The sequence below is a fragment of the Desulfobacterales bacterium genome (assembly GCA_021647905.1).
GTDB lineage: Bacteria > Desulfobacterota > Desulfobulbia > Desulfobulbales > BM004 > JAKITW01.
This window is the reverse complement of record JAKITW010000048.1, coordinates 1-22,269: the sequence shown is the minus strand read 5'-3', so window position 1 is coordinate 22,269 and position 22,269 is coordinate 1. Positions and strand designations below refer to the sequence as shown.

Annotated in this window: 21 protein-coding genes; 10 read left to right on the top strand and 11 right to left on the bottom strand. The window is 58.8% G+C overall.

Annotation, left to right across the window (positions count from 1 at the left end):
- Window positions 1-235, top strand: a 235-nt coding sequence (locus L3J03_08345) for a hypothetical protein (protein ID MCF6290988.1), incomplete at its 5' end; no start/stop codon positions are given.
- A gap of 20 nt (window positions 236-255) precedes the next feature.
- Here the strand turns inward: L3J03_08345 and L3J03_08340 are convergent.
- The 7 genes from L3J03_08340 to L3J03_08310 form a co-directional block, all read right to left on the bottom strand.
- Complete coding sequence (locus tag L3J03_08340) at window positions 256-675, bottom strand: 2-hydroxyacyl-CoA dehydratase family protein (protein ID MCF6290987.1); 420 nt, start codon at window positions 673-675, stop codon at window positions 256-258.
- A gap of 41 nt (window positions 676-716) precedes the next feature.
- Window positions 717-1,487, bottom strand: a complete 771-nt coding sequence (locus tag L3J03_08335; protein MCF6290986.1) for an acyl-CoA dehydratase activase — start codon at window positions 1,485-1,487, stop codon at window positions 717-719.
- 13 nt (window positions 1,488-1,500) lie between these two features.
- Window positions 1,501-2,775: a 2-hydroxyacyl-CoA dehydratase family protein gene (locus L3J03_08330; protein MCF6290985.1), complete on the bottom strand. Its 1,275-nt coding sequence runs from the start codon at window positions 2,773-2,775 to the stop codon at window positions 1,501-1,503.
- A 760-nt stretch (window positions 2,776-3,535) separates the two neighbouring features.
- On the bottom strand, window positions 3,536-4,174 hold the full coding sequence (locus tag L3J03_08325) for an NAD(P)/FAD-dependent oxidoreductase (GenBank protein ID MCF6290984.1): 639 nt from the start codon (window positions 4,172-4,174) through the stop codon (window positions 3,536-3,538).
- Window positions 4,175-4,411: 237 nt separating this feature from the next.
- On the bottom strand, window positions 4,412-6,796 hold the full coding sequence (lon, locus tag L3J03_08320) for an endopeptidase La (protein MCF6290983.1): 2,385 nt from the start codon (window positions 6,794-6,796) through the stop codon (window positions 4,412-4,414).
- A 27-nt stretch (window positions 6,797-6,823) separates the two neighbouring features.
- A complete protein-coding gene (locus L3J03_08315) occupies window positions 6,824-7,264 on the bottom strand; it encodes an Hsp20/alpha crystallin family protein (protein MCF6290982.1) in 441 nt (146 codons plus the stop codon).
- 129 nt (window positions 7,265-7,393) lie between these two features.
- Window positions 7,394-7,879 carry an NAD(P)H-dependent oxidoreductase gene (locus tag L3J03_08310; GenBank protein ID MCF6290981.1) on the bottom strand — a complete coding sequence of 162 codons (486 nt, stop codon included), beginning with the start codon at window positions 7,877-7,879 and terminating at the stop codon, window positions 7,394-7,396.
- 546 nt (window positions 7,880-8,425) lie between these two features.
- On the opposite strand from L3J03_08310, the gene L3J03_08305 reads away from it, so the two are divergent.
- From L3J03_08305 to hflX, 4 genes are all read left to right on the top strand, one after another.
- Complete coding sequence (locus L3J03_08305) at window positions 8,426-9,352, top strand: Mrp/NBP35 family ATP-binding protein (protein MCF6290980.1); 927 nt, start codon at window positions 8,426-8,428, stop codon at window positions 9,350-9,352.
- Window positions 9,353-9,382: 30 nt separating this feature from the next.
- Window positions 9,383-10,021 carry an MBL fold metallo-hydrolase gene (locus L3J03_08300; protein ID MCF6290979.1) on the top strand — a complete coding sequence of 213 codons (639 nt, stop codon included), beginning with the start codon at window positions 9,383-9,385 and terminating at the stop codon, window positions 10,019-10,021.
- A gap of 3 nt (window positions 10,022-10,024) precedes the next feature.
- Complete coding sequence (gene selB / locus L3J03_08295) at window positions 10,025-11,932, top strand: selenocysteine-specific translation elongation factor (protein ID MCF6290978.1); 1,908 nt, start codon at window positions 10,025-10,027, stop codon at window positions 11,930-11,932.
- A 119-nt stretch (window positions 11,933-12,051) separates the two neighbouring features.
- Window positions 12,052-13,605, top strand: coding sequence for a GTPase HflX (hflX, locus tag L3J03_08290; GenBank protein ID MCF6290977.1), 1,554 nt, complete (start codon window positions 12,052-12,054; stop codon window positions 13,603-13,605).
- Between the two features lie 12 nt (window positions 13,606-13,617).
- Here the strand turns inward: hflX and L3J03_08285 are convergent, their stop codons facing one another.
- From L3J03_08285 to pyrE, 4 genes are all read right to left on the bottom strand, one after another.
- Window positions 13,618-13,812, bottom strand: a complete 195-nt coding sequence (locus L3J03_08285) for a ferredoxin (protein MCF6290976.1) — start codon at window positions 13,810-13,812, stop codon at window positions 13,618-13,620.
- A gap of 185 nt (window positions 13,813-13,997) precedes the next feature.
- On the bottom strand, window positions 13,998-15,116 hold the full coding sequence (gene cfa, locus L3J03_08280; GenBank protein MCF6290975.1) for a cyclopropane fatty acyl phospholipid synthase: 1,119 nt from the start codon (window positions 15,114-15,116) through the stop codon (window positions 13,998-14,000).
- Between the two features lie 160 nt (window positions 15,117-15,276).
- Complete coding sequence (locus L3J03_08275) at window positions 15,277-15,450, bottom strand: hypothetical protein (GenBank protein MCF6290974.1); 174 nt, start codon at window positions 15,448-15,450, stop codon at window positions 15,277-15,279.
- A complete protein-coding gene (gene pyrE, locus L3J03_08270; protein ID MCF6290973.1) occupies window positions 15,447-16,010 on the bottom strand; it encodes an orotate phosphoribosyltransferase in 564 nt (187 codons plus the stop codon). Before pyrE ends, L3J03_08275 begins: the two co-directional genes overlap by 4 nt.
- Window positions 16,011-16,298: 288 nt before the next feature.
- On the opposite strand from pyrE, the gene glmS reads away from it, so the two are divergent.
- The 5 genes from glmS to L3J03_08245 form a co-directional block, all read left to right on the top strand.
- Window positions 16,299-18,155, top strand: coding sequence for a glutamine--fructose-6-phosphate transaminase (isomerizing) (glmS, locus tag L3J03_08265; protein MCF6290972.1), 1,857 nt, complete (start codon window positions 16,299-16,301; stop codon window positions 18,153-18,155).
- 103 nt (window positions 18,156-18,258) lie between these two features.
- Window positions 18,259-19,590, top strand: a complete 1,332-nt coding sequence (locus tag L3J03_08260) for a nucleotide sugar dehydrogenase (protein ID MCF6290971.1) — start codon at window positions 18,259-18,261, stop codon at window positions 19,588-19,590.
- Window positions 19,591-19,614: 24 nt separating this feature from the next.
- Complete coding sequence (locus L3J03_08255) at window positions 19,615-20,487, top strand: glycosyltransferase family 2 protein (protein MCF6290970.1); 873 nt, start codon at window positions 19,615-19,617, stop codon at window positions 20,485-20,487.
- A gap of 4 nt (window positions 20,488-20,491) precedes the next feature.
- Window positions 20,492-21,928, top strand: a complete 1,437-nt coding sequence (locus L3J03_08250) for an oligosaccharide flippase family protein (GenBank protein MCF6290969.1) — start codon at window positions 20,492-20,494, stop codon at window positions 21,926-21,928.
- The coding region (locus L3J03_08245; GenBank protein ID MCF6290968.1) for a hypothetical protein at window positions 21,928-22,269 on the top strand (342 nt) is incomplete at its 3' end. The genes L3J03_08250 and L3J03_08245, both read left to right, overlap by 1 nt.

The window sequence follows — 22,269 nt, the reverse complement described above, 5'->3', positions numbered from 1 at the left end:
TTATGGTAATCTCATGCCCGTAAGCGTTCACCAGTGGCTTAGATTCGTTCATTTGGGACTGCGAAGCATACTGGTGCTATTCGAGCAGGCCAAAATGGGCGAAGATGAGGTGCTGGTGAACGCTTACGGATTTACTTTGCCGGGCATACGGGTGAAACAAGTCGTAGAACTCATCAACGGACACACACCGGCGCCACGTTTTTGGATCCCAAAGAAAGAGGGCTTCAGTCAATAACGAGGATATGTTTTCCTCAATCAGGCGGTCCCGGGGAATTCTAACTGCTCCTTGCCGGCGGAGTTCGGCAGTTGCATAAGAAAGAGGGGCTTGATCCGTTGCAACAATTCAAACATCTTCTTCTTGCCGTCACAGGTAGTCTCGCCAATCAAGATGTCGGAGGCCGAAAAAAAGGGGCAGGTATCGCTGGCGGCATATCCATAGCTCGACTTGATCAAGGGACAGAGATTTGCCGGCAGCACCTTTTCCGCCTCATAAATGGGGGTCTGGTCTTTGCCGCAGAGGCCGATAGGAATTGCCCCCGCGGCCCGGATCAGCTCGGTCGGAGCAAAGGTGCAGTACACACCGATCACCTTTTTCCCCATCTCCTTCCGCTCTTCAAGATCGAGCAGGCATTGTTCGCTCACCCGATCGAACCAAGCCATACTTTCCAGTCGCATGGGAATTTTCCCTCAAGTATTTAGACCCGTTGCCGGATCAGTTAGAGAGTTTTCCGGCCATAGAGGGCCGCGCCCAGGGCGCCGACAATATCCGGGTGCTCCGGTACCATGACCGTTTCCTTGCGATCTTCTTCAAGCAGCGTCTTTATACAGGGATTATGCGCGACCCCGCCGGCGAACAGGAGAGGAGATGCACCGCCGACCCGGCCCAACATGGCCAGGGTCCGGCGCACGATCGCAAGATGGAGGCCCATGGCGATATTGGCCGGCGTCTCTCCCCGGGCCATGAGTGATGTCGCCTCACTCTCGGCAAAGACCGTGCACATACTGTTGATCTGTATCCGCTTGTCCGCCTTGAGCGCAAAGCCGCCGAATGACTCCAGGGGCACTTGCAGGGCCGTGGCCATAAATTCCAGAAATTTTCCAGTGCCGGCCGCGCAGCGGTCGTTCATCTCGAATTTTAGCACCCGCCCTACCGGAGTCAGATGAATCACCTTGGTATCCTGGCCGCCGATATCGAGTACGGTACGTACCTCGGGGTATACATATCTGGCGCCCAGGGCATAGGCCTGAATCTCGGTTATGGCCGCAACCCCGTTGTCTTGTCCGGTCTCTGCAAAGAGCTTGCGGCCATAGCCGGTGGCCACGATCTTTGTGGCCCGGACCCCGTTCATCAGGTGCCGGCATTGGGCCATGGGATCAAAGGTGGTGGGCACCTTGGCCCAATCCTTGATCCTGTCTCCCTGCAGCAGTACGAGTTCAATCGAGCGGGAGCCGATGTCGATACCAGCCACCAGGTCTTGCTTGTTCATATCCAAGTAGACACTAACTCACCATTTCCACAAAGGCCTCAACCCGGGTCTTGAGTTGTTCCATATCTTCCATGCTGTAGTCGGTTTCAATGGCAAGCATCGGAATGCCGGCCCCCTGCAGTGTTTTCTCTACCTTGATCGCTTCGGCTGCGTAGGGTTGACAAAAGGTGAGACCGTAATGGATCACCCCGGCTACCTTCAGATCCTCGGCCATATGCACGATATTATCCAGCCGTTCCTTGTTGGGCGTAAAGACCGCGCAGTCGATTTGCATGTAACGGTCCACCAGGTTATCCAGCATTTCTTCAATCGTCTCGCCGCTCTCGTCGACCAGGTCCCGGGTATTGCGGGTACCGACGCAGGATTCCTCGCCCACAATGACCGCACCGGACGACTCCACGATATAAGGCAGTTTCCAGTTAGGAACGGCCATCGGACAGCCGGAAAGCATGAGACGCGGGGTATCTTTTGGAACAATCCCTTCGCCGGCCTTGACCCGTTCTTCCAGTTGGTCACAGAGTTCCCCGATTTTTTGCGTAAAACGGATGGGGTCATCGTAAAAACCGACCTGGTTGATGAGCAAAACATCCCTGCCGGAGATAGGCGTGGGGACCGCGGCCCGCAACCGGTTGAGCCGCTGCAGCACGCGCCGCCGACGGTTGACAAGAGCAATTGCCTCCTTGAGTTTTGCCGCGGTGATCTTGTTTCCCGTAATCGTCTCTAATTGTTCCTTGAAGCGCAGTACCTCGGATTTCCACAGGACCCTGTCGGATGCGTTTTTCATCTGCGGAATTTCCATGACATAGAGAGGGGCATATTCGGAAAAAACCTCATATGCCTTCTTTTTGCCGTCGCAGGTGGTCTCGCCCACGACCATATCGCACGACTCGATAAAGGGGCAGAGCCCGGCCAGCTTGAACCCGACAAAGGATTTGATCAGCGCACAGGTATTGCGGGGCAGGATTTTTTCCGCCGCCTCGGTGCCGATTTCCGCGCCAGCGCACAGTCCGATACACACGGCGTCGGCGGCCAACACCAATTCCTCGGGTACAAAAACGCAAAAGGCGCCGATCACCTTTTTGCCTTGCTTCTTGGCCTCTTGAAGTTCCTGTATCCGCAGGCCGTGGATTTCGGAAAGCACGAAATCAAGATATTCCATCCCCTTAAGCCGGCCGTCCTGGCTGAGATAGATATCGCCGTAAAATTTGCCCAACACTTCCAGCAGGCCGGCATGGGCCTCCAGATCGAGATTCAACTTTTCCCACATCGCATCATAAGGTGTGCTCATTTTTTAAACCTCCAAGAAAATATTCACCCCGAAATCTTCGATTCAACGCTGCTGTCCAGAGGTTTTGCTCAATCCGGACCGGATCCGGACGCCAAATCCGCGAACTTGATTTTTGTGCAAAACTTAAATCAAACAATCCAACAAGAAAAATAGGTAATGCCTATTCAAGAGAAGAAAAACATTGGCGTGTCTAATGGAAGAGGCAGAGGAAGACATCTGCCTTCTGGAGCTTGTCCGCGGGTTGGGTCTGGCAGCAACAACCCTGGCCAAGAAACTCAATCTAGCCCAACCGGTTATCAGTATCGCTGTAAAACGTGGAGAGAAAATAGCAAACAAAGAGAAATATAGTCTCTCCGCCAAAAGAATATTATTATTCCATGGCTGTCCCCCTTCCCCGCTTACTTGAAAGGCAAAGCCCTGCCGACAGCGGCAGGGCTTTGTTGCTTTATGGGCAAAACAGCGCTGGCTTTAGTTCCTTTTTTCGCTGGACAGGTTGAGGTAGCCGGTCATGTTCAATGGCCGCGGCCTTGCCCGGGAAGATCGGCTTTAAGTCGTATATGTTCTGAAAATAATTATAATCCTGTTCCACCTGCTTCCTCTGTCTGCTTCCTGATTGGCGGGTAGAAAGACATCGTTATGACCTGCACGGTCTTATCTTATATCGGCAGAACAGGGCCGGAGGAATAGGTTTTTATATAGGCGGCAGATAGTTGAGCATCCAGGCCTTGTAACAAGATGAATGGACTTGTCCCTTTACCTATCAGGAGACTGCCTCTTTAAATTTTTCCAGCGAGGTCCTTTCCATAAAACGGGCGGTTCGCTCCCGCTTCCGGGCGTGCTCCCTGTAAAAATCAAGGCACCTGCCGGCAAGATCAAGAACCTGCGCATCGCTCAAGCCCTGGGCAATGATGTCGCCGATACGCGGGACCCCGCCGCCGTTGCCGCCAAAGACCAGGGTCCAGCCGCTTTTCTTACCGAAAATACCCAGATCGCGGACATAACCTTCACAGCAGTTCAGGGGACAGCCGGACACACCCACCTTTGTTTTTCCCGGCAGGGACAGGCCAACAAACTGTTTTTCCAGCTTTTCTCCCAGGGCCAGGGAATCCTGCCGCCCATATCTGCACCAGCGGCTGCCCGGGCAGGCCTGGATATAATGGACCCCGACCGGCTTCCGCGGCCCGGTGGCCTGCCCCAGATCATGCCAGATCCGCTCCACCGCTTCAGGGGCATGGCCCACAATGGCCAGCCGCTGGGCCGAGGTTATCTTCAGAAAGGGAATATCATATTTTCTGGCGACCCTGGCTATTGTTTCCAGGTAATCCGTTGTCAGAATACCCATCTTCGTGCCGGGCAGGACATTGTATGTCTTGCTGGCAGCGGTCTTGTTTACGCTCATAATCTCCTCAAAATTGTCATGGGTTGATAAAGGCCGTCCGGGCGGAAACGAGGATTACCAGACGGACGGCAGATAAAGAGAACGATTCCATACCGTACCGTACCGGGATCTTCCGGACATTGACCTGGGTCAAGATCAGGCGGCAGGAGGGAACATCATCCAGGAGAAGGCGGTTGCCGACGGGCAGGGGGAACCCGGGACCGGCCGCCGCCGCCGGGCCGGGCGAATCGTCCCGGCCTAGCCCGGAGATTCCGGCCCGTTCAGGGCAAAACCCAGGGCCTCGCGGATCCCCTGGACATAGTGGAAGACTACCCCTTCCTTGACATTGTCCGGGATCTCGCCCACGTCCTTTTCATTCAAGGCCGGCAGGATAATCACCCGGAGCCCGGCCCGCACCGCGGCCAGCACCTTTTCCTTGATCCCGCCCACCGGCAGCACGTCGCCGCGCAGGGTAATCTCGCCGGTCATCGCGATATCCTTGCGGGCCGCCCTGCCGGTCAACAGCGAGACCAGGGAGACCACCATCGCCACCCCGGCCGAGGGCCCGTCCTTGGGGATCGCGCCCTCGGGCACATGGATATGGATATCGCTTTTGGCAAACAGTTCATCCTCGATCTTCATCTCGGCGGCATGGGAGCGGATAAAGGTCAGGGCCGCGGTGGCCGACTCCTTCATCACCTCGCCCAGTTTGCCGGTCAGGGTCAACTTGCCGCGGCCGGGCATCCGGGCCGACTCGATAAAGAGCAACTGGCCGCCCACCGGGGTCCAGGCCAGGCCGGTGGCCAGGCCCGGCCCCCAGGAACGGGTGGTCATCTCGGAGAAGAACCGGACCGGGCCGAGGAACTGCTCCAGGTCATCCGCATCCACAACGGTCAGGCCGGTGGCGCCGGTAACGATATTTTTCGCTACCCCCCGGCAGATCTCGGCCAGCCGCCGTTCCAGGTTGCGGACCCCGGCCTCCCGGGTATAGGAGTGGATGATCCCCAGGATCGCCGCGTCGGTCAACTGCAGGTCCTCGCCGGTGAGGGCATGGGCCTCAAGCTGCTTGCCCACCAGGTGACGCTTGGCGATCATCAATTTCTCTTCATCGGTGTAGCCGGGCAGTTCGATGACCTCCATCCGGTCGCGCAGCGGGCCGGGAATATTGTCGAGCAGGTTGGCGGTGGTGATGAACATCACCCTGGACAGATCAAAGGCGATCTCCAGGTAATGGTCGGCAAAAGAAAAATTCTGCTCCGGGTCCAGCACCTCCAGCAGGGCCGACGAGGGGTCGCCGCGGAAATCCGTGCCCAGCTTGTCGATCTCATCGAGCATGAACAGCGGATTGTTGGAGCCGGCCTTGCGCAGGCTCTGGATGATCCGGCCCGGCAGGGCGCCGATATAGGTGCGCCGGTGGCCCCGGATCTCGGCCTCGTCCCGGACCCCGCCCAGGGAGATACGCACGAATTTCCTGCCCATGGTCCGGGCGATGGACTGGCCCAGCGAGGTCTTGCCCACCCCGGGCGGGCCGACGAAACATAGAATCGGGCCGTGCATGTCCTGCTTGAGCTTGCGCACCGCCAGAAATTCGAGGATTCTTTTCTTTATCTTCTCCAGCCCGTAATGGTCCTGGTCCAGGTTCTTCCGGGCCTTATCAATATCCAGGGAATCAACGGTTGATACCTCCCAGGGCAGGTCGAGAATCCATTCCAGATAGGTGCGGGACACGGTATGCTCCGGCGAGGAGGGATTGATCCGCGCCAGCCGTTCCAGTTCCTTTTCCGCCGCCTTGCGGGGTTCCTCGCCCATGGTGCTCTCGTCCAGCCGTTTGCGCAACTCCTCCAGTTCAACGTTTTTACCGTTGTCTTCGCCCAGTTCCTTGCGGATCGCCTTGAGCTGCTGGCGGAGGAAGAACTCCCGCTGTTTATCATCCATGTCCTCCTTGATCGCCTTCTGGATATCCCGGCTCATCTCCACTGTTTCCATCTTTTTATTGATCTCGCTGGTGGCGATTCTGAGCAGGGCCTTGAGATCATCAAGCTCCAGGATCTTCTGTTCTTCTTCCAGGGGCAGATTCAACTGGGAGACCACCAGGAACCCCACGAAAAAAGGGTCGGACATCGACATGATGGTCATCGGCAGCTCGACCGGCAGCTGCGACAGCTCGGCCAGCTTTTTGAACTGGTTGCGGAGGTTGAGCAGCAGGGCCTCGGTCTCCCGGTCCTGCTCCGCCTTCATCTCCACCACCTCGATCCGCGCCTTGAGATAGGGCTTATGCTGGGTATACTCCCGGATCCGGATCTTTTTAAAGGCACTCATCAGCACCACGTAGAACCCTTCCGGTGCCTTGATCATCTTGTGGATATAGGCGGCCACCCCCACGGAAAAGAGTTCATCGATCACCTCGGCGGACTCGGGCTCGCCCTCCTTTGGTTTGCGGCGGGCGACAATGGCCACCATCCGGCCGTTGAGCAGGGCGTCGTCGATCAACTGTTTGGAGGAAGAATTGGCAAACTGGAGCGGGAAGCCCATGCCGGGAAAAAACACAAAATCACTGATCGGCAGGACCGGCAGTTCATCGGGGATCGGCAGGGTCGCCGGGTTGACCCCGGACCCCTTGGTGTCGGGATTGGTCTCAGTCATGACTCTCTCTTCGGATGATCTTACGTTTTATGAACCCACCTTGACGCTTACCTTGGGGGCGGCTCTTTCCTTGGGCATCCTGATCTCCAGCAACCCGTTTCTGCACACAGAGGTGACAGCCGAGACATCAACCGGCACATTGAAGGTAAGGGAGCGACGGAAGCTGCCATGGTCGATCTCCAGCTGATGGATACTGCGGATCCTGGCCTGCTCCGGAATCTTGCGAATGCCGGTGACCGTGACCCCCTTCCGTTCGGCGGTCACGGTCAGCTGTTCCGGATCAATGCCCGCGGTATCCACATATACATATATCGCCTCCTCGGTCTCATATACGTCGGCAGCCGGTTCCCAGCAACCGGTATGCACCGAAGCGGTCATCCGCGGCACGGCCATGTTGCGGAACATCCGCCCCATCCGCTGTTCCATCGTCTTGAACCGGTCAAGTAACCGTTTGTCGATCTCATTCATTGTTCATCCCTCGAAAACGTGATCAAGTGATCCTGCGTCCGGGCCTGGCTTACTCTTTGGCCGCAAATCATCACGGGGCAGGAGCGATCGCGGGGAGAGGTACGCGCAGACTCCGTGTGCTGCCCGTGATCACTTACCTTTGGCCAGCTGTTGGCAGAGGTTTGCCACCCGGGCCCCCAGCTTGCCGGCATCGGCCAGGGCCGATTCGTCCGGCGCCTGCTGGCAGGCCACCCCGTAATGGCCCGAGGCGTCCATGGGATCGCCGACAATGATCATCCCGTAGATCAGCATGCACTGGATGATCGACAACATGGTGGTCTCCTTGCCGCCGGTATGGTGGTTGCCGGTGGCAAAGGCGGCCCCGACCCGGTTCTCCATCTTGCGGCGCAGGCCGACGAACTCGTCGAACACCCGCTTGAGATCCGCGGCCATCACCCCGAAGTAGACCGGCGAGCCGGCAATGACCCCGGCGGATTCCTCAAACTCCCGGGCAGTGACCTCCCGGGTGCTGCGCAGTACCGCCCGCACCCCGGTTGCGGCAACCCCGTCAGCCACCCCCTGGGCCAGTTTTTTGGTATTGCCGCCCTTACTGTAATAGAGCACCAGAACCTGCATCAAATTTCTCCTGTTATTTTTTAAGGGCCAGGGGGCAGCGGCAACACCCCGGCCGGCCACCCCTGAAAATGATTACGATCTCACCCATATGAAAGCTCTCACAAGGCAAGGAGTATACTCGACAGGTGGTCGCGCCACCCGGTGAGTGGTTTTATATGAAAGTACCCGGCCCTGGTCCGAAAAATCAAGGGGAAAACAGGGAGGTCTCCCCCTTGACCCTGCTTCCGGATTTGGCTTTTAAAAGATCCTGCATTACGGTATATAGAATGTCACGTTCAAAACGGTCCGGATCCCGCCCCCATCGTTGTTTCCAGCGGGCCTCGGTTGCAAGGCCGCAAGCCGGGAATTTAATTTTTAAGTTGGATAAATGAAGGTCCCGCAGGTAAGGGAACCATGTGAGACTCTGAAAAATCTGGTTTCACCGCAGAGAGCGCAGAGGTCACAGAGTTAATTATTTAAAACAATAAAAGTTTCTCCGCGGTCTCTGCGTACTCAGCGGTAAATATTTTAGTTTTTACAAATGCAGCAAGAATTTAAGGAGATATAATGTCAAGCTCATGCAAAACCAAGACCTGCCCCGGCAAGGAGAGCACCAAGGGCGCAACCTGCGGCGCGGCCAAGGCATCCGTTGCCATCCAGGACCTGGCCATCCAGGGCGCCCTCAACCGGATCAGATACAAGATCCTGGTGATGAGCGGCAAGGGCGGGGTGGGCAAAAGCACGGTGGCCGTCAACCTGGCCATGGGCCTTGCCGATAAAGGACACAAGGTGGGGCTGATGGACGTGGACCTGCACGGTCCGGACATCTGCCGGATGCTCGGGCTGACCGGCAAGATGCAGTTTGTCGAAAAGACCGAAAAGGGCCTGGTCCCGCCGATGCGCTACAACGACAAGCTCAAGGTCATCTCCCTGGAATACATGATGGAGGACCGGGACGAGGCCATTATCTGGCGCGGTCCCCTGAAGCTCCATGCCATCCGCCAGTTCATTGCCGATATGGACTGGGGCGAACTGGACTTTCTGGTGATCGACGCCCCGCCCGGCACTGGCGACGAACCCCTGTCGATTGCCCAGAACATCAAGGACGTCAACGCCCTGATCGTCACCACCCCCCAGGAGGTGGCCCTGGCCGATGTCCGGAAATCGATCAACTTCTGCCGGCAGTTGAAGATGAAGGTGATCGGACTGGTTGAGAACATGAGCGGCTTTGTCTGTCCGCATTGTCACCAGGGCGTTGACATCTTCAAGAGCGGCGGCGGCCGGAAAACCGCCCTGGAGTTCAGTCTGCCATTCCTGGGCAAGGTGCCCATGGACCCCAGGGTGGTGACGGGCGGTGATGCCGGCAAGCCCTATCTCTCGTCCCGGGCGGACACCGTTGCCACCCGCGCCTTTGCCGAGGTGGTGGCCAACGTGGCCAAGGCATTGCCGGTTGGAAAGACAGTGGGCAATGGGCAGCAGGCAATGGGCAGTTAAACCGTTCTTCAATAAAAAACAGGGTCATCAATGCTGATAAAACAACTGATCGTCGGAAACATGGGTGTCTGCTGCTACCTGGTGGGCTGCGACCGGACCGGGGAGGGTTTGATCATCGATCCGGGCGGTGACGAGGAACGTATCCTGGCCGCCTGTAATAAAGAAAAACTCACCATCAGGTATATCGTCAACACCCATGGCCATCCCGACCATGTCTGCGGCAACGCCCGGCTCAAGGCGGCCACCGGTGCCGAGATCGTCATGCATGTGGACGAGGCCGCCTTTATCGCCCGGCCCGAGATCAAGCAGTATTTTTCCATGCTCGGCCTGCCCGAATCACCGCCCCCGGACCGGACAGTGGTCCACGGCGACACCATTGACGCGGGCACGGTCTCGCTCAAGGTGCTGCTCACCCCGGGCCATACCCCGGGCGGCATCTGCCTCTACTCCGCGCCCAACCTCTTTTCCGGCGACACCCTGTTCGCCGGCGGGGTCGGCCGGACCGATTTTCCCGGCGGCAACACCGACCAGCTCCTGAACTCGATCCGGGAACAGCTTCTCACCCTGCCCGACGACACGGTGGTCTGGCCGGGGCACGGCTATGGCGGCGAGCAGTCCACCATCGGCGCCGAAAGAACCGGCAACCCCTTTCTCAACGGGGGCTGGTAACCGATGCGGGAGATCGTCCTCGGCACCGCCGGCCATGTCGACCATGGCAAGACCAGCCTGATCAAGGCCCTGACCGGTATCGACACCGACCGGCTCAAGGAGGAAAAGGAACGGGGGATCACCATTGAACTCGGTTTTGCCCACCTGGACCTGGCCTGCGGCCATCGGCTGGGCATCATCGATGTGCCGGGCCACGAACGGTTCGTCCGCAACATGGTGGCCGGCGCCGCCGGCATGGACCTGGTGGCCTTTATCATTGCCGCTGACGAAGGGATCATGCCCCAGACCAGGGAGCATTTCGAGATCTGCCAACTGCTGGGCATCAAGCAGGGGTTGATCATCATCACCAAGAAGGACATGGTGGAACCGGACTGGCTGGAGCTGGTGGAAGAGGAGGTGCGGGAGTACTTTGCCGACAGTTTCCTGGCCGATGCGCCGCTGGTAACGGTCTCCTCCACCACCGGCGAGGGGATCGACGCGGTGCGGACCCTGCTCGACGAAATGGTCCGGGAAAAGGAGTTTCACCAGGCCCACGGCCCGTTCCGGATGCCCATCGACCGGGTATTCACCATCAAGGGCTTTGGCGCGGTGGTGACCGGCACCTCGATCTCCGGCCGGATCAAGACCGGCGAGGAGGTCACCATCTTTCCCAAGAAAATCACTGCCAAGATCCGGGGAATCCAGGTCCATGCCAGCGAAGTGCAGGAGGTGGAGGCCGGCCACCGGACCGCATTGAATCTCCACGGGGTGGACAAGGGGTTGCTTGAACGGGGCGATGTGATCGCCAGCCCGGGTTGTCTGCAGCCCACCTTTCTCCTGGACGCTGATTTCATCTACCTGGGGTCTGCCAAGAAAAATCTCAAAAACCGGGCCAGGGTCCGGATCCATCTCGGCACCGCCGAGATCCTCGGCCGGCTGGTCCTCCTTGAAGACGAGGAACTGGTCCCGGGTTCCTTGGCCAATGTCCAGATCCGCCTGGAGAAACCGGCCACTGCCTGGCCCGGCGACCGCTATGTGGTGCGGAGCTACTCGCCGGTGACCACCATCGGCGGCGGCGGAATTTTAAACGGCTCGCCCCGCAAAAGACGCCGTTTCCGCCAGGACAGCGCCGACATCTTCAAGCTGTATCACCAGGGCACGCCCGAGGAGATGGCCCTGTTCTTCTTAAGGGAAAGCGGTTACCACGGCCTGGATTACAACCGGCTGGGGGTCAAGACCGGGATATTCGGCAATCGCTTGAAAAAACTGCTCAACGGGCCGCTGTCGGCCCGCAAGGTCCTGGTGGTTGATTCGGACAAGCAGCGGCTGATCGAGGCCGGGGTCTATGAACAACTGGCGGACAAGGCCAGGGAAATCCTGGCCGATTACCACCGGGCCAACCCGCTCAAGGCCGGGCTGTCCAAGGAGGAACTCCGCTCCCGTCTCTACCACGGCCTGGACCAGCGGCTGTTCCAGTTCATGCTCAAGGACCTGACCAACCGCAAGGAGATCGAGCAGGACCAGGCCCTGATCCGGCTGTCGGGCCATGTCGTGGCCCTGCAGGAGGATGACCACTCCCTGCGCCGGGACATCTCGGCCCTGTTTCGAGACAGCGGCCTGGGGCCGCCCACTATCAAGGATCTCCAGGCCAGGTTCACTGACACCGGGCCGGACCGGCTCAAGCAGATCCTCGATCTGCTGGTCCAGGACCAGGAACTGGTCCGGGTCACGGAAAATCTCTACTTCCCCCGGGCCGCCCTGGTTGAGTTGGAAAAAAAACTCGTCGCCCACCTGGAGGAGCACCAGGAGATCGACGCCCCGGGCTTCAAGAATCTCACCACCACCACCCGTAAATTCTCCATCCCGCTGATGGAGTACTTTGACAAGATCAAGGTGACCTTGCGGGTGGGGGATAAAAGGGTACTGCGTTAAGGGGTTTTCCAATCAGCAAGATAGTCGGCAATACCAGCGGTCTGAAAACGGCGCAGCTTAAAGGACTGGAACGGCTGGGCAGGAAACGGGTGCCGCCGGAATTGATTATCAGCCCGGAAATGGCCCGTTCGATAAGCGAGATATCCTTTGCCGTCAACCGGCAGGTTGGCCTGCTGGTCGACCGGGCCGGCCGGGTGGAACTGGTGATTGTCGGCGACCGGGGCCGGATCGTGATTCCACCATTATCCAGCATCCGCTCGACCAGCGGCCGGCTCAAGGGGTTGCGCTGCATCCACACCCACCTGGACAACGAAAAACTGAGCGAGGACGATCTCCTTGACCTGCTCTTTCTCCGTCTCGACTGCATGGCCATGCTCAAGGTCAAGGCCAACGGCCTGCCGGAGAAACTCTATGCCGCGCACCTGCTGCCCGCCACTGATTCCACCTCGCCCTGGACCCTGTTGGCGCCGGTGGTGCCGAGCCAACAGCCGGCCACCTTTCTTGAGACCGTCATTGCCCTGGAAGAGGAGTTTGCCCGGCAGCAACCGACCCGGGCAGTGGATAAAGGCCGGGACCGGGCGATCCTGGTCAGCGTCACCACCCCGGCCCAGGCCCGGACCAGAAAGGAGGCCGGGGAATCGCTGGACGAATTGGTCGAACTGGCCCGGTCCAACGAGGTAATCGTCCTGGATACCATGATCCAGCGCCGCCGCCGGATCAATCCCAGATGGATCCTCGGCCGGGGCAAGCTGGGCGAGATCATGCTCAGCGCCCTCGGATTGAACGCCAATCTGCTCATATTCGACAATGAGCTTAACCCGTCCCAGATCCGCTCGATCACCGATCACACCGAACTGCGGGTCATTGACCGCACCCAGCTTATTCTCGATATATTCGCCCGGCGGGCCCGGAGCCGGGAGGGCAAGCTCCAGGTGGAGATGGCCCAGCTCAAGTACATGCTGCCCCGGCTCGGCCGGCGCGATGACGCCCTGTCCCGCTTAACCGGCGGAATCGGCGGCCGCGGCCCGGGCGAGACCAAGCTGGAGATCGACCGGCGGCGGATCAACGACCGGATCACCATGCTGGGTAAAAAATTAAAAGAGATTGCCAGGGAACGGCATCAACGACGGAGCCGGCGGCGCAAGAAGGAGGTGCCGGTACTCTCCCTGGTGGGCTATACCAATGCCGGCAAGTCAACCCTGCTCAACACCCTGACCCACAGCAGAATCACGGCCGAGGACAAACTGTTCGCCACCCTGGACCCCACCAGCCGCAGGCTCCGCTTTCCCAGGGACCGGGAGGTGATTATCACCGACACGGTGGGATTTATCCGTCACCTGCCCGGTGAACTGCTCCAGGCATTCAAGGCCACCCTGGAGGAACTGCATGAGGCAGACCTGCTGATCCATGTCATTGATGCCGGCAATCCCCGGTTCCGGGACCAGGCCGGGGTGGTGGAAGAGCTGCTGCGCGAGCTGAAGCTTGATACCCTGCCATGCCTGCGGGTATTGAACAAGATCGACCTGATAGCTCCGGAGATGGCAGAGTCCCTGGCCCGGGAACTGGACGCGGTACCGCTTTCCGCCCTGGATGCCCGGACCCTGGGCCCATTACTCGACAGAATCCAGGGGTTGATCGAGCCCGGGCCGGAAGCCAGGGCGTGGCGCCGGTGAAAGATATCCGGGCTACTCCTCAACCCAGGCGATACAGTCCACCGGACAGTCCCTGATCGCGTCGTTCACTTCATCGACCGGATAGTGATCCAGTTCAATCACCTCGATATAACCGACTGCCTCGTTGCGCTGAAACACCGCGGGACACGAGGCGATACACCCATCGCATTCCGTACACACCCCCAGGTCAATTTCCGGTTTCCGCATTTTTTCTACCTTTATATTCAAGAAAGAGGTGCAGGGTGCAGGGAATATAATATTCCAGCACGCGATCACTGCCCCATATTTTTTTCACCGCCCACGGTTTTTTTCGTCTTCTGATTTCAACTCATTGCTCATTGCTCAGCACTAATTCTTCTGTCCTCTGTCTTCTGTCCTCTGTCTTCTGAAACTCAGCGCACTGAATGGTACCCGCCGGGAATCCCCTCCGGCGAGAGCACTATCTGCCAGAGTTGATTCCTGCGGGCCCGGAAGGAGCCGGCGCAGGAGAGGAGATAGTATTTCCACGTCCGGTAAAAATGATCGTCATAGTCTTTCCGCAATGTCTCCCAGTTTCCGTCAAAGTTGCGAAACCATTGCACCAGGGTTTTATCATAGTCAGCACCGAAACTATGCCAGTCCTCAATCACGAACAGGCCCTCAAGGGCCTGGCATATCTGTCTGGCCGACGGGATCATCGCGTTGGGGAAAATACACCGGTCTATCCAGGGATCGATATGGGTCTCCGACACATTGCCGCCAATGGTATGGAGCAGAAAGAGCCCATCCCTTTTCAGGCATCGTCTGACGGTCCGCATAAAGGTACGATAATTCTTATAGCCGACATGCTCGAACATGCCGAGGGAAAAAATCCGGTCAAATCTGCCGCTCAGATCACGGTAATCCATGAGTCTGATCTCCACCGGCAGCCCCTGGCACAGCTTGCGGGCCAGCCGTTCCTGCTCGCGGGACACGGTGATCCCCACCACCTCGACGCCGTGGCGCTCCACCGCGAACTTCGCGGCCCCGCCCCAGCCGCAGCCGATGTCCAGGACCCGCATCCCGGGACGGAGATCGAGCTTGCGACAGACCAGGTCCAGCTTGGCCTCCTGGGCCTCGTCCAGGGTTGTTGCCCGTTGCCAGTAGCCGCAGCTGTAGATCATCCGCTTATCGAGCATGGCCCGATAGAGCCGGTTGCTGAGATCATAATGATAGCGGCCGACCTGGAAGGCCCGGCCCCATTTCTGCAGGTTGCAGAATCTGGCCTTGAGGATGAGCAGAATCTCACCGAGGTTGCCCATCCGGCGGTCAAGACCGGCCCGGAGACTTCTGGTCACGGCCTCATCGAGCCGTTCACAGTCCCACCACCCGTCGGCATACCCATTGCCAAAGCCCAGCGAGGCAGAGGTCAGAATAGCGGGAAACAGCTTTTCGTTATGGACCGCGAGGTCCCATGGACGGTCGCCGTTGATCCGGATGTCAGCAGCGGCCAGAAGAGATTCCACCTTGCGACGAAAGCGATCACCGGGCATCTCCGATCCCTCCTTTACGGAAAAATTCTAAACGCGCACCCAGTCTCTTTTCTTAAACCCTATCAGGTCCGGAATTCCGGACCTGATCTCATCTTGACACGGCATCATCCGCCGTGATTACGTCCATGTCCCCTTTTCCCGCCATCTCTCCGGCAATGATTCAATCGTAGACAATAGCGGTCCAGCGCTCCAGAATGGCCTCGGTTTCAGAATCCAGTTGATCAGCCACCTCGTGGATCTGGTACTCCTGCCCGCAGTTTCGGCACCGCATTCGCACCCGGGAGCACATTCGCTGCACCTCAAGCACACCCCGGCATTTCTTACACTGCATCATGGCTGGTGCCGGCCCAACAATTCCTGCCGGGTAAATACCGGCAGCAGCTTATATCCCCGGGCGGCCAGGGCCTCGGCCCCGCCCTCCTGCCGGTCCACCACCGTGGCCACCAACCCGACCTTGAACCCCAGGGCGGTGACCCGCTCGATCACTGTCAACAGGGTGGAGCCGCTGGTGACCACATCCTCGACCAGGGCCACGGTGGCGTTGTCCGGCACATTGCTGCGGCCCTCGATGAAATTCTCAGTGCCGTGGTCCTTGGCTTCTTTCCTGATAATGAACGCCGGGATAGGCGCTTTTTCAAGAAAACTGATCAACGATACCGCGGTGACCAGGGGATCGGCGCCCAGGGTCATTCCGCCCACCGCGGCAATGGGTTCCGGATTGTCCCGGACCAGGCCGTAAAGCAGTTTGCCGCAGAGATAGGCCCCTTCGGCGTCAAGGGTGGTCTGCTTGCCGTCAATATAAAAATCCGACTTGCGGCCGGATGAGAGGGTCACCTCTCCTTGATAATATGATTTTGCCAGGAGCAGTTCTTTTAACCGCTGTTTATCGTCCATAAAGGTATCCTTAATTACTGCTGGAGAGAAAATCAAATCAATCGTAACAGTTCACCGGTGTGCAACCAATCCGGTTAATCCTCCGAACTGTAAGATTTCACTGTTTTGAACCGTGACATAGTTACTAACTTTTTCCACCGCTGAAAAGAAAAAAACTCGCCATAAAAACAAACAGGGCGTAGAATATACAGCTTTGCAGCAACACCCCGACGGAACGCTCAGTTGCCAACCGTCATCAGCCGGTCCGGGCGAAAAAAACCAACAACCCTTTCGTAAGAGGGAAACAACATGTGCGGTATTGTCGGCTATATCGGCTCGCGCCGGGTGGTCCCCATTCTCCTCGACGGGCTCAAGCGGCTGGAGTATCGCGGCTACGACTCGGCCGGAATCGTCTACCTGAAGAGCAACCGGCTGGCCAAGCACCGCTCCCACGGCAAGCTGGCCAACCTCCAGGCCATTGTCGAGGACTGCATCGGCGTTGACAGCCACATCGGCCTGGGCCATACCCGCTGGGCCACCCACGGCCCGCCCTCCACCAGCAACGCCCACCCGCACAGCGACTGCAGCGGCGAGTTGGTGGTGGTCCATAACGGGATCATCGAGAACTATCAGTCCCTGCGCGACGAACTGCGGCAGAAGGGGCATGTCTTTCAATCAGAGACCGATACCGAGGTGCTGGCCCACCTGATCGAGGAGAGCCTGGACGATGATCTGCCCACGGCAATGGCCGCGGCCCTGAAAAAGGTGGAAGGCTCCTATGCCGTCGGGGTGCTGTGGACCGGCCAGCCGGACATCCTGGTTGCGGTCCGCAACCAGAGCCCCCTGGTGCTCGGCATCCAGGACGATGAAATATATCAGGGATCCGGCTCGCTGCTGGCCTCGGACATCCCGGCCCTGCTCCCCTATACCCGCCGGGTGATCTACCTGGATGACCGGGAGATGGCGATCCTCACCAGAGACGGCCGGGAGATCCGCAACCTGGACACCGGCCGGAAGGTCGACAAGCAGATCCAGACCATTGACTGGGATCCGGGCATGGCCGAGAAGACCGGCTTCAAACACTTCATGCTCAAGGAGATCTACGAACAACCCCTGGCGATCCGCAACACCATCCGCGGCCGGATCAACGCGGAAACCGGCGCGGTGACCCTGCCGGAGATCAATCTCAGCAACGCCGAGATTGCCCGGATCGAACGGATCGCCCTGGTGGCCTGCGGCACCTCCTGGCACGCGGCCCTGGTGGCCAAGTACTGGCTGGAGCGCTGGGCCGGCATCCCGGTGGAGGTGGACATCGCCTCGGAGTTCCGCTACCGGCACCTGCTGCTGAATGAGCGGGTGCTGACCGTGGCCATCTCCCAGTCCGGGGAAACCGCCGATACCCTGGCCGGGATCCGGCTGGCCGCCAGCCTGGGCTCCAAGGTTATCTCCATCTGCAATGTGGTGGGCAGCACCATGACCAGGGAATCGGACGGCACCATCTATACCCATGCCGGGCCGGAAATCGGGGTGGCCTCCACCAAGGCCTTTACCAGTCAGCTTGCGGCCCTGTTCCTGCTGGTGCTCCTGCTGGGCGGAATCCGCAACACCATCAGCCCCGGGGACCGAAAACGGCTGGTGGCGGGTCTGATCGGCCTGCCGAACCTGCTTGCCAGGGAGATCCCCCGGCTGCAGGATGAGATCAAACAGCTGGCCGAGAAGTATTATGACTGCCAGGACTTCCTTTTTATCGGCCGCGGCCTCAACTTTCCCATTGCCATGGAGGGCGCCCTGAAGCTCAAGGAGATCTCCTACATCCATGCCGAGGGCTATGCGGCCGGCGAACTCAAGCATGGGCCCATCGCCCTGATTGACAAGGACATGCCGGTGCTGGCCCTGGCCCCCAGAGACGCGGTCTACGCCAAGACCATTTCCAATATCGAGGAGATCCGGGCCCGGCAGGGACGGCTGCTGGTGATCGGCACCGAGCAGGACACCCGGCTTGCGGAAATAAGCGAAGATGTTATTTTCATGCCCGCAACAGAAGAAGAGCTGAACCCGATCCTCTATGCGATTCCGGCCCAGCTCCTGGCCTACGAGATCGCCACCCTAAGGGGCTGCGACGTGGACCAGCCCCGGAACCTGGCAAAGAGCGTTACCGTGGAATGACTAACAGTTCAAACAGTTCAAGCTGTTCAAACGGTTCAAGCGGTTCAAACGCTCAAACACTTCAAACGCTCAAACAGTTCAAACGCTCAACCCAAGGACGACAATGATGAATCCCGCCCTGCAGGAGTTGAAAAAAAAGATCAATGATCGCAACATCCTGGTAGGTATCATCGGCCTGGGCTATGTCGGGTTGCCGCTCAGTCTTACCTTCCTCCGCAGGCAGATCCCGGTACTCGGCTTTGATCTCGACCCGGGCAAGATCGAGATGCTCGCGGCTGGCCGGAGCTATATCAAACATGTGGGATCCGGGGAACTGGCCGGTTTTGTCTCCAGCGGCAGCTTTTCCGCTACCGATGATTTTGCCCGACTGGCCGAACCGGAGGTGATCCTGATCTGCGTGCCCACCCCCTTGACCCGCAACCGGGAACCGGACCTCCAGTACATCCTGGCCACGGCCGGGGCCATTGCCGCAACCCTGCGGCCCGGCCAGCTGGTGGTGCTGGAATCCACCACCTACCCGGGCACCACCGACGAGGTGCTGCGCCCGGTCCTGGAAAAAACCGGGCTTGCGGCCGGCATTGACTTTGCCCTGGCCTATTCACCGGAACGGGAAGACCCCGGCAACCCCCAATATGCCACCGCCGACATTCCCAAGGTGGTCGGCGGCTGGGACGACATCTCCACCGGAATCGCCGCAGCCCTCTACAAGACAGCCTTGAAAGAGGTGGTGGAGGTTGCCACCAGCCAGGCGGCGGAGATGTGCAAGCTGCTGGAAAACATCTTCCGCAGCGTCAATATCGCCATGGTCAACGAGTTGAAGATCCTCTGCCACCGGATGGGGATCGACATCTGGGAGGTGATCCGGGCATCGAGCACCAAGCCCTTCGGCTTCATGCCCTTTTATCCCGGACCCGGCCTGGGCGGCCACTGCATCCCCATCGACCCCTTTTACTTGACGTGGAAGGCCAAGGAAATCGGGCGCTCTACGCGCTTCATCGAACTGGCAGGAGAGATCAATACGGAAATGCCCACCTACGTGGTGGGACGTTTAGCCTTGGCATTGAACGAGCTCAGCAAGGCCGTGCGCGGATCCCGCGTACTAATACTTGGTTTGGCCTATAAGGCCGATGTGGATGACACGCGCGAGTCGCCATCCTTCGCATTGATCGAAAAGCTCTCCGACATGGGCGCCAAAGTCGACTACTCCGATCCGCACATCGCGCGCACGGTTCCCGTTCGCAAGCATGACCTGCAGATGACAAGTGTTGAGCTCACACCGGAAACCATCGCTTCCTACGATGCAATCCTCCTGGCGACCGCCCACACTGCAGTCGACTACGCCCTCTTGGCGGAGCACGCAGAGTTGATCGTGGACACCCGCAATGCCATGGGCCCCTTCGCAGAGCAAATGGGTTCTCGTCTGGTACGCGCCTAACCCTTCGCCCCTTAGCTGTCCAACATGTCCCCCGCGAATGTGAACTACGTCGTGATCACGCCCGTCCGGGACGAGGAGGAGCATGTCGAAGGGACGATATTGAGTGTCCTTGGCCAGACAATTCGGCCCAAGGAGTGGTTGATCGTGAACGATGGATCCACCGACGGCAGCGGCGCGATCCTCGACAAGTACGCGGCCCAGCATGATTGGATCACCGCAGTACATGTGAAGGACCGCGGCTACCGAGCGGATGGCGGCGGCGTGCATGCCTTCTACGAAGGTTTCGATCGCATGCGAACAAAGGACTGGCAGTTCCTTGCCAATCTGGACTCGGACATGGTGCTCGAGCCCGACTATTACGAACGCTGCTTTCAAAAATTCGAGCAGGAGCCCAAGCTTGGCCTGGGGGGCGGGGTGATTTACAACCGGCGGGAAAACGGTTTGGAGTTGGAGGAGCTTCCGCTCTTCCACGTGCGTGGCGCCACCAAGATCTATGGGCGCGAGTGTTGGGACGCCATGGGCGGCCTGTACCAGCGCAATGGTTGGGACACGCTCGATGAGGTCAAGTGCAACATGTTGGGCTGGACCAGCCGCAGTTTTCCCGATGTACACCTGATCCAGGAACGCTTTACCGGGGATGGACTGGGGCAATGGAGTAACTGGGTCAAAAACGGCCGCGCTAGTTACGTGGTGGGGTATCACCCCCTGTTCTTCCTGGCGAAGACCCTGGCCAAGGTGAAATCCATGCCCATTGGCGTCGCCAGTCTGGGGCTGTTGCGTGGCTATCTGGGTGCGCTGCTCTCTGGCACAAAGACGATCGAAGATACTGAGCTCATTCGCTATTTGCGGGACCAGCAGTTCCGCAGACTAGTGGGTAAACCAACCATGTGGCGCTAACGGGATGAGTCTCCGCACAGCAGTTCTCAAGGGTGCGCGCGTGCTTGTCATCGGGCAGGCGACAGCCCAGGGACTGGTCCTCATACGCCACATGATCGTGGCGCAAAACATCAGCACCGCGGACGTGGGCATTGGCATTGCGTTGATGTCTTGCCTGACCCTAGTGGAAATGATGAGCAGCGTCCGCCCGGACGCTTTGTTGATTCAGGCCGATGACGGTGACGATCCCGAACTTCAGGCCTCCGTACAGACGCTCGAATCCCTGCGCGGCTTGATCTCAGGGACCGTGTTATTTCTCTTGGCAAGCCCCCTGGCCTTTTGGTTTGAGAAACCCGAAGCGGCATGGGCTTTCCAGACCATTGCTATCTTGCCGCTTTTAAGGGGCGTCGGACACCTGGACCCGAAACGGGTGCAACGTCAACTCAACTACACGACGGACTTGTGGGTAGCGGTGGTTCCTCAATTGCTGACAGCCCTTGTGGCTTGGCCAGTTGCGCGGTGGCTGGGGGATTATTCGGCCGTCCTCCTCTTGATGTTCGTGCGTGCGATTGCCGCGACGATCACCACCCACATCGTGGCCACACGCAAGTACCGCTGGAGCCTGAATCGCGAGCATTTTCGGCGCATCGTCTCTTTCGGTTGGCCGCTCCTATTGACGGGTGGACTCATCTACCTGGTCACCCAAGGGGACCGGTTCATCATCGGCTCGCGGTATACGCATTACAGTATTGCAGCCCTAGGCTTGTTCGGTCTGGCCCGTAACACGACGGCCGCCTCACGGGAGTTGGTCGCAGCCACCGCCAACCCGATCCTGTTGCCCCTGTTCTCCCAGACGCGCAACGACCCAGCTCGACTCGAGGCCTTGTACACCCGTAGCTGTCAAGGACTCGCCGTCGTCGCCGCGGGCAGCTGCATCCCCTTCTTCTTGATGGGAGGCCGGTTGATGGGTTGGATCTACGGCGAGGAATACCACGACTCTGCAAACTTCATTGGTTGGTTGGCGGCTGCCCAAGCCATGAACATGTTGTGCAATCCTCCGATCCGGGCTTCGCTAGCCATGGCGGATACGCGCAATTCGCTCATCACGAGTTTGGTCCGGGGCACATCTCTCATGGCCATGATTCTCGTCGCGGTCCTTGAGGGAAGCCTGGCATGGATGGCCATTGCAGGACTCGCTGGCGAAGCCGCAGGTTTCGTGGCCTCCTCACTACGCCTGCACAAGACCTCCGGGATCAAGCCAGGGCTTAGCCTGCGACCCGCATGCTTCACCTTGGCGTGGATATTCGTTGGTTGGGCCCTCTCCACTCAGGTATATGACACAAGCTCTGCCACCGTAATTGTGACTTGCTTGAGTTCCCTGCTGGCAGTCGTCATCACGGGCTTGCTTTGCTTTCCCCTGTTGCGGCACGAGGCATCGGCCACCTTTGCCCGGTTCTCGTGATGGCCATGGCCGTACAGGGCTTCGAAGAAGAGGCATTAGCATTCGGGGTAGCGGAATATGTTAACCAGACCAACCTGCACCCCCTGGCCCTCGCAAGCCTGTTGGTGTTGTGCCTGCTGACCCTCGTCCTCCCCCGCCGCTTTGCCCTGATCCCCAGCCTGGTCCTGGTTTGTTTTGTGCCATCAGCCCAGCGGGTGGTCATTTTTGGGCTGGATTTTAATCTGCTCCGGATCATCGCCGCGGTGGGTTGCCTGCGGATCTTCATTCGCCAGGAGTTTGATCGCAGCCGCTGGCGCGCACCGGATACCGTTTTCATTGGCTGGGCTGTGGCCTCGTTCTTC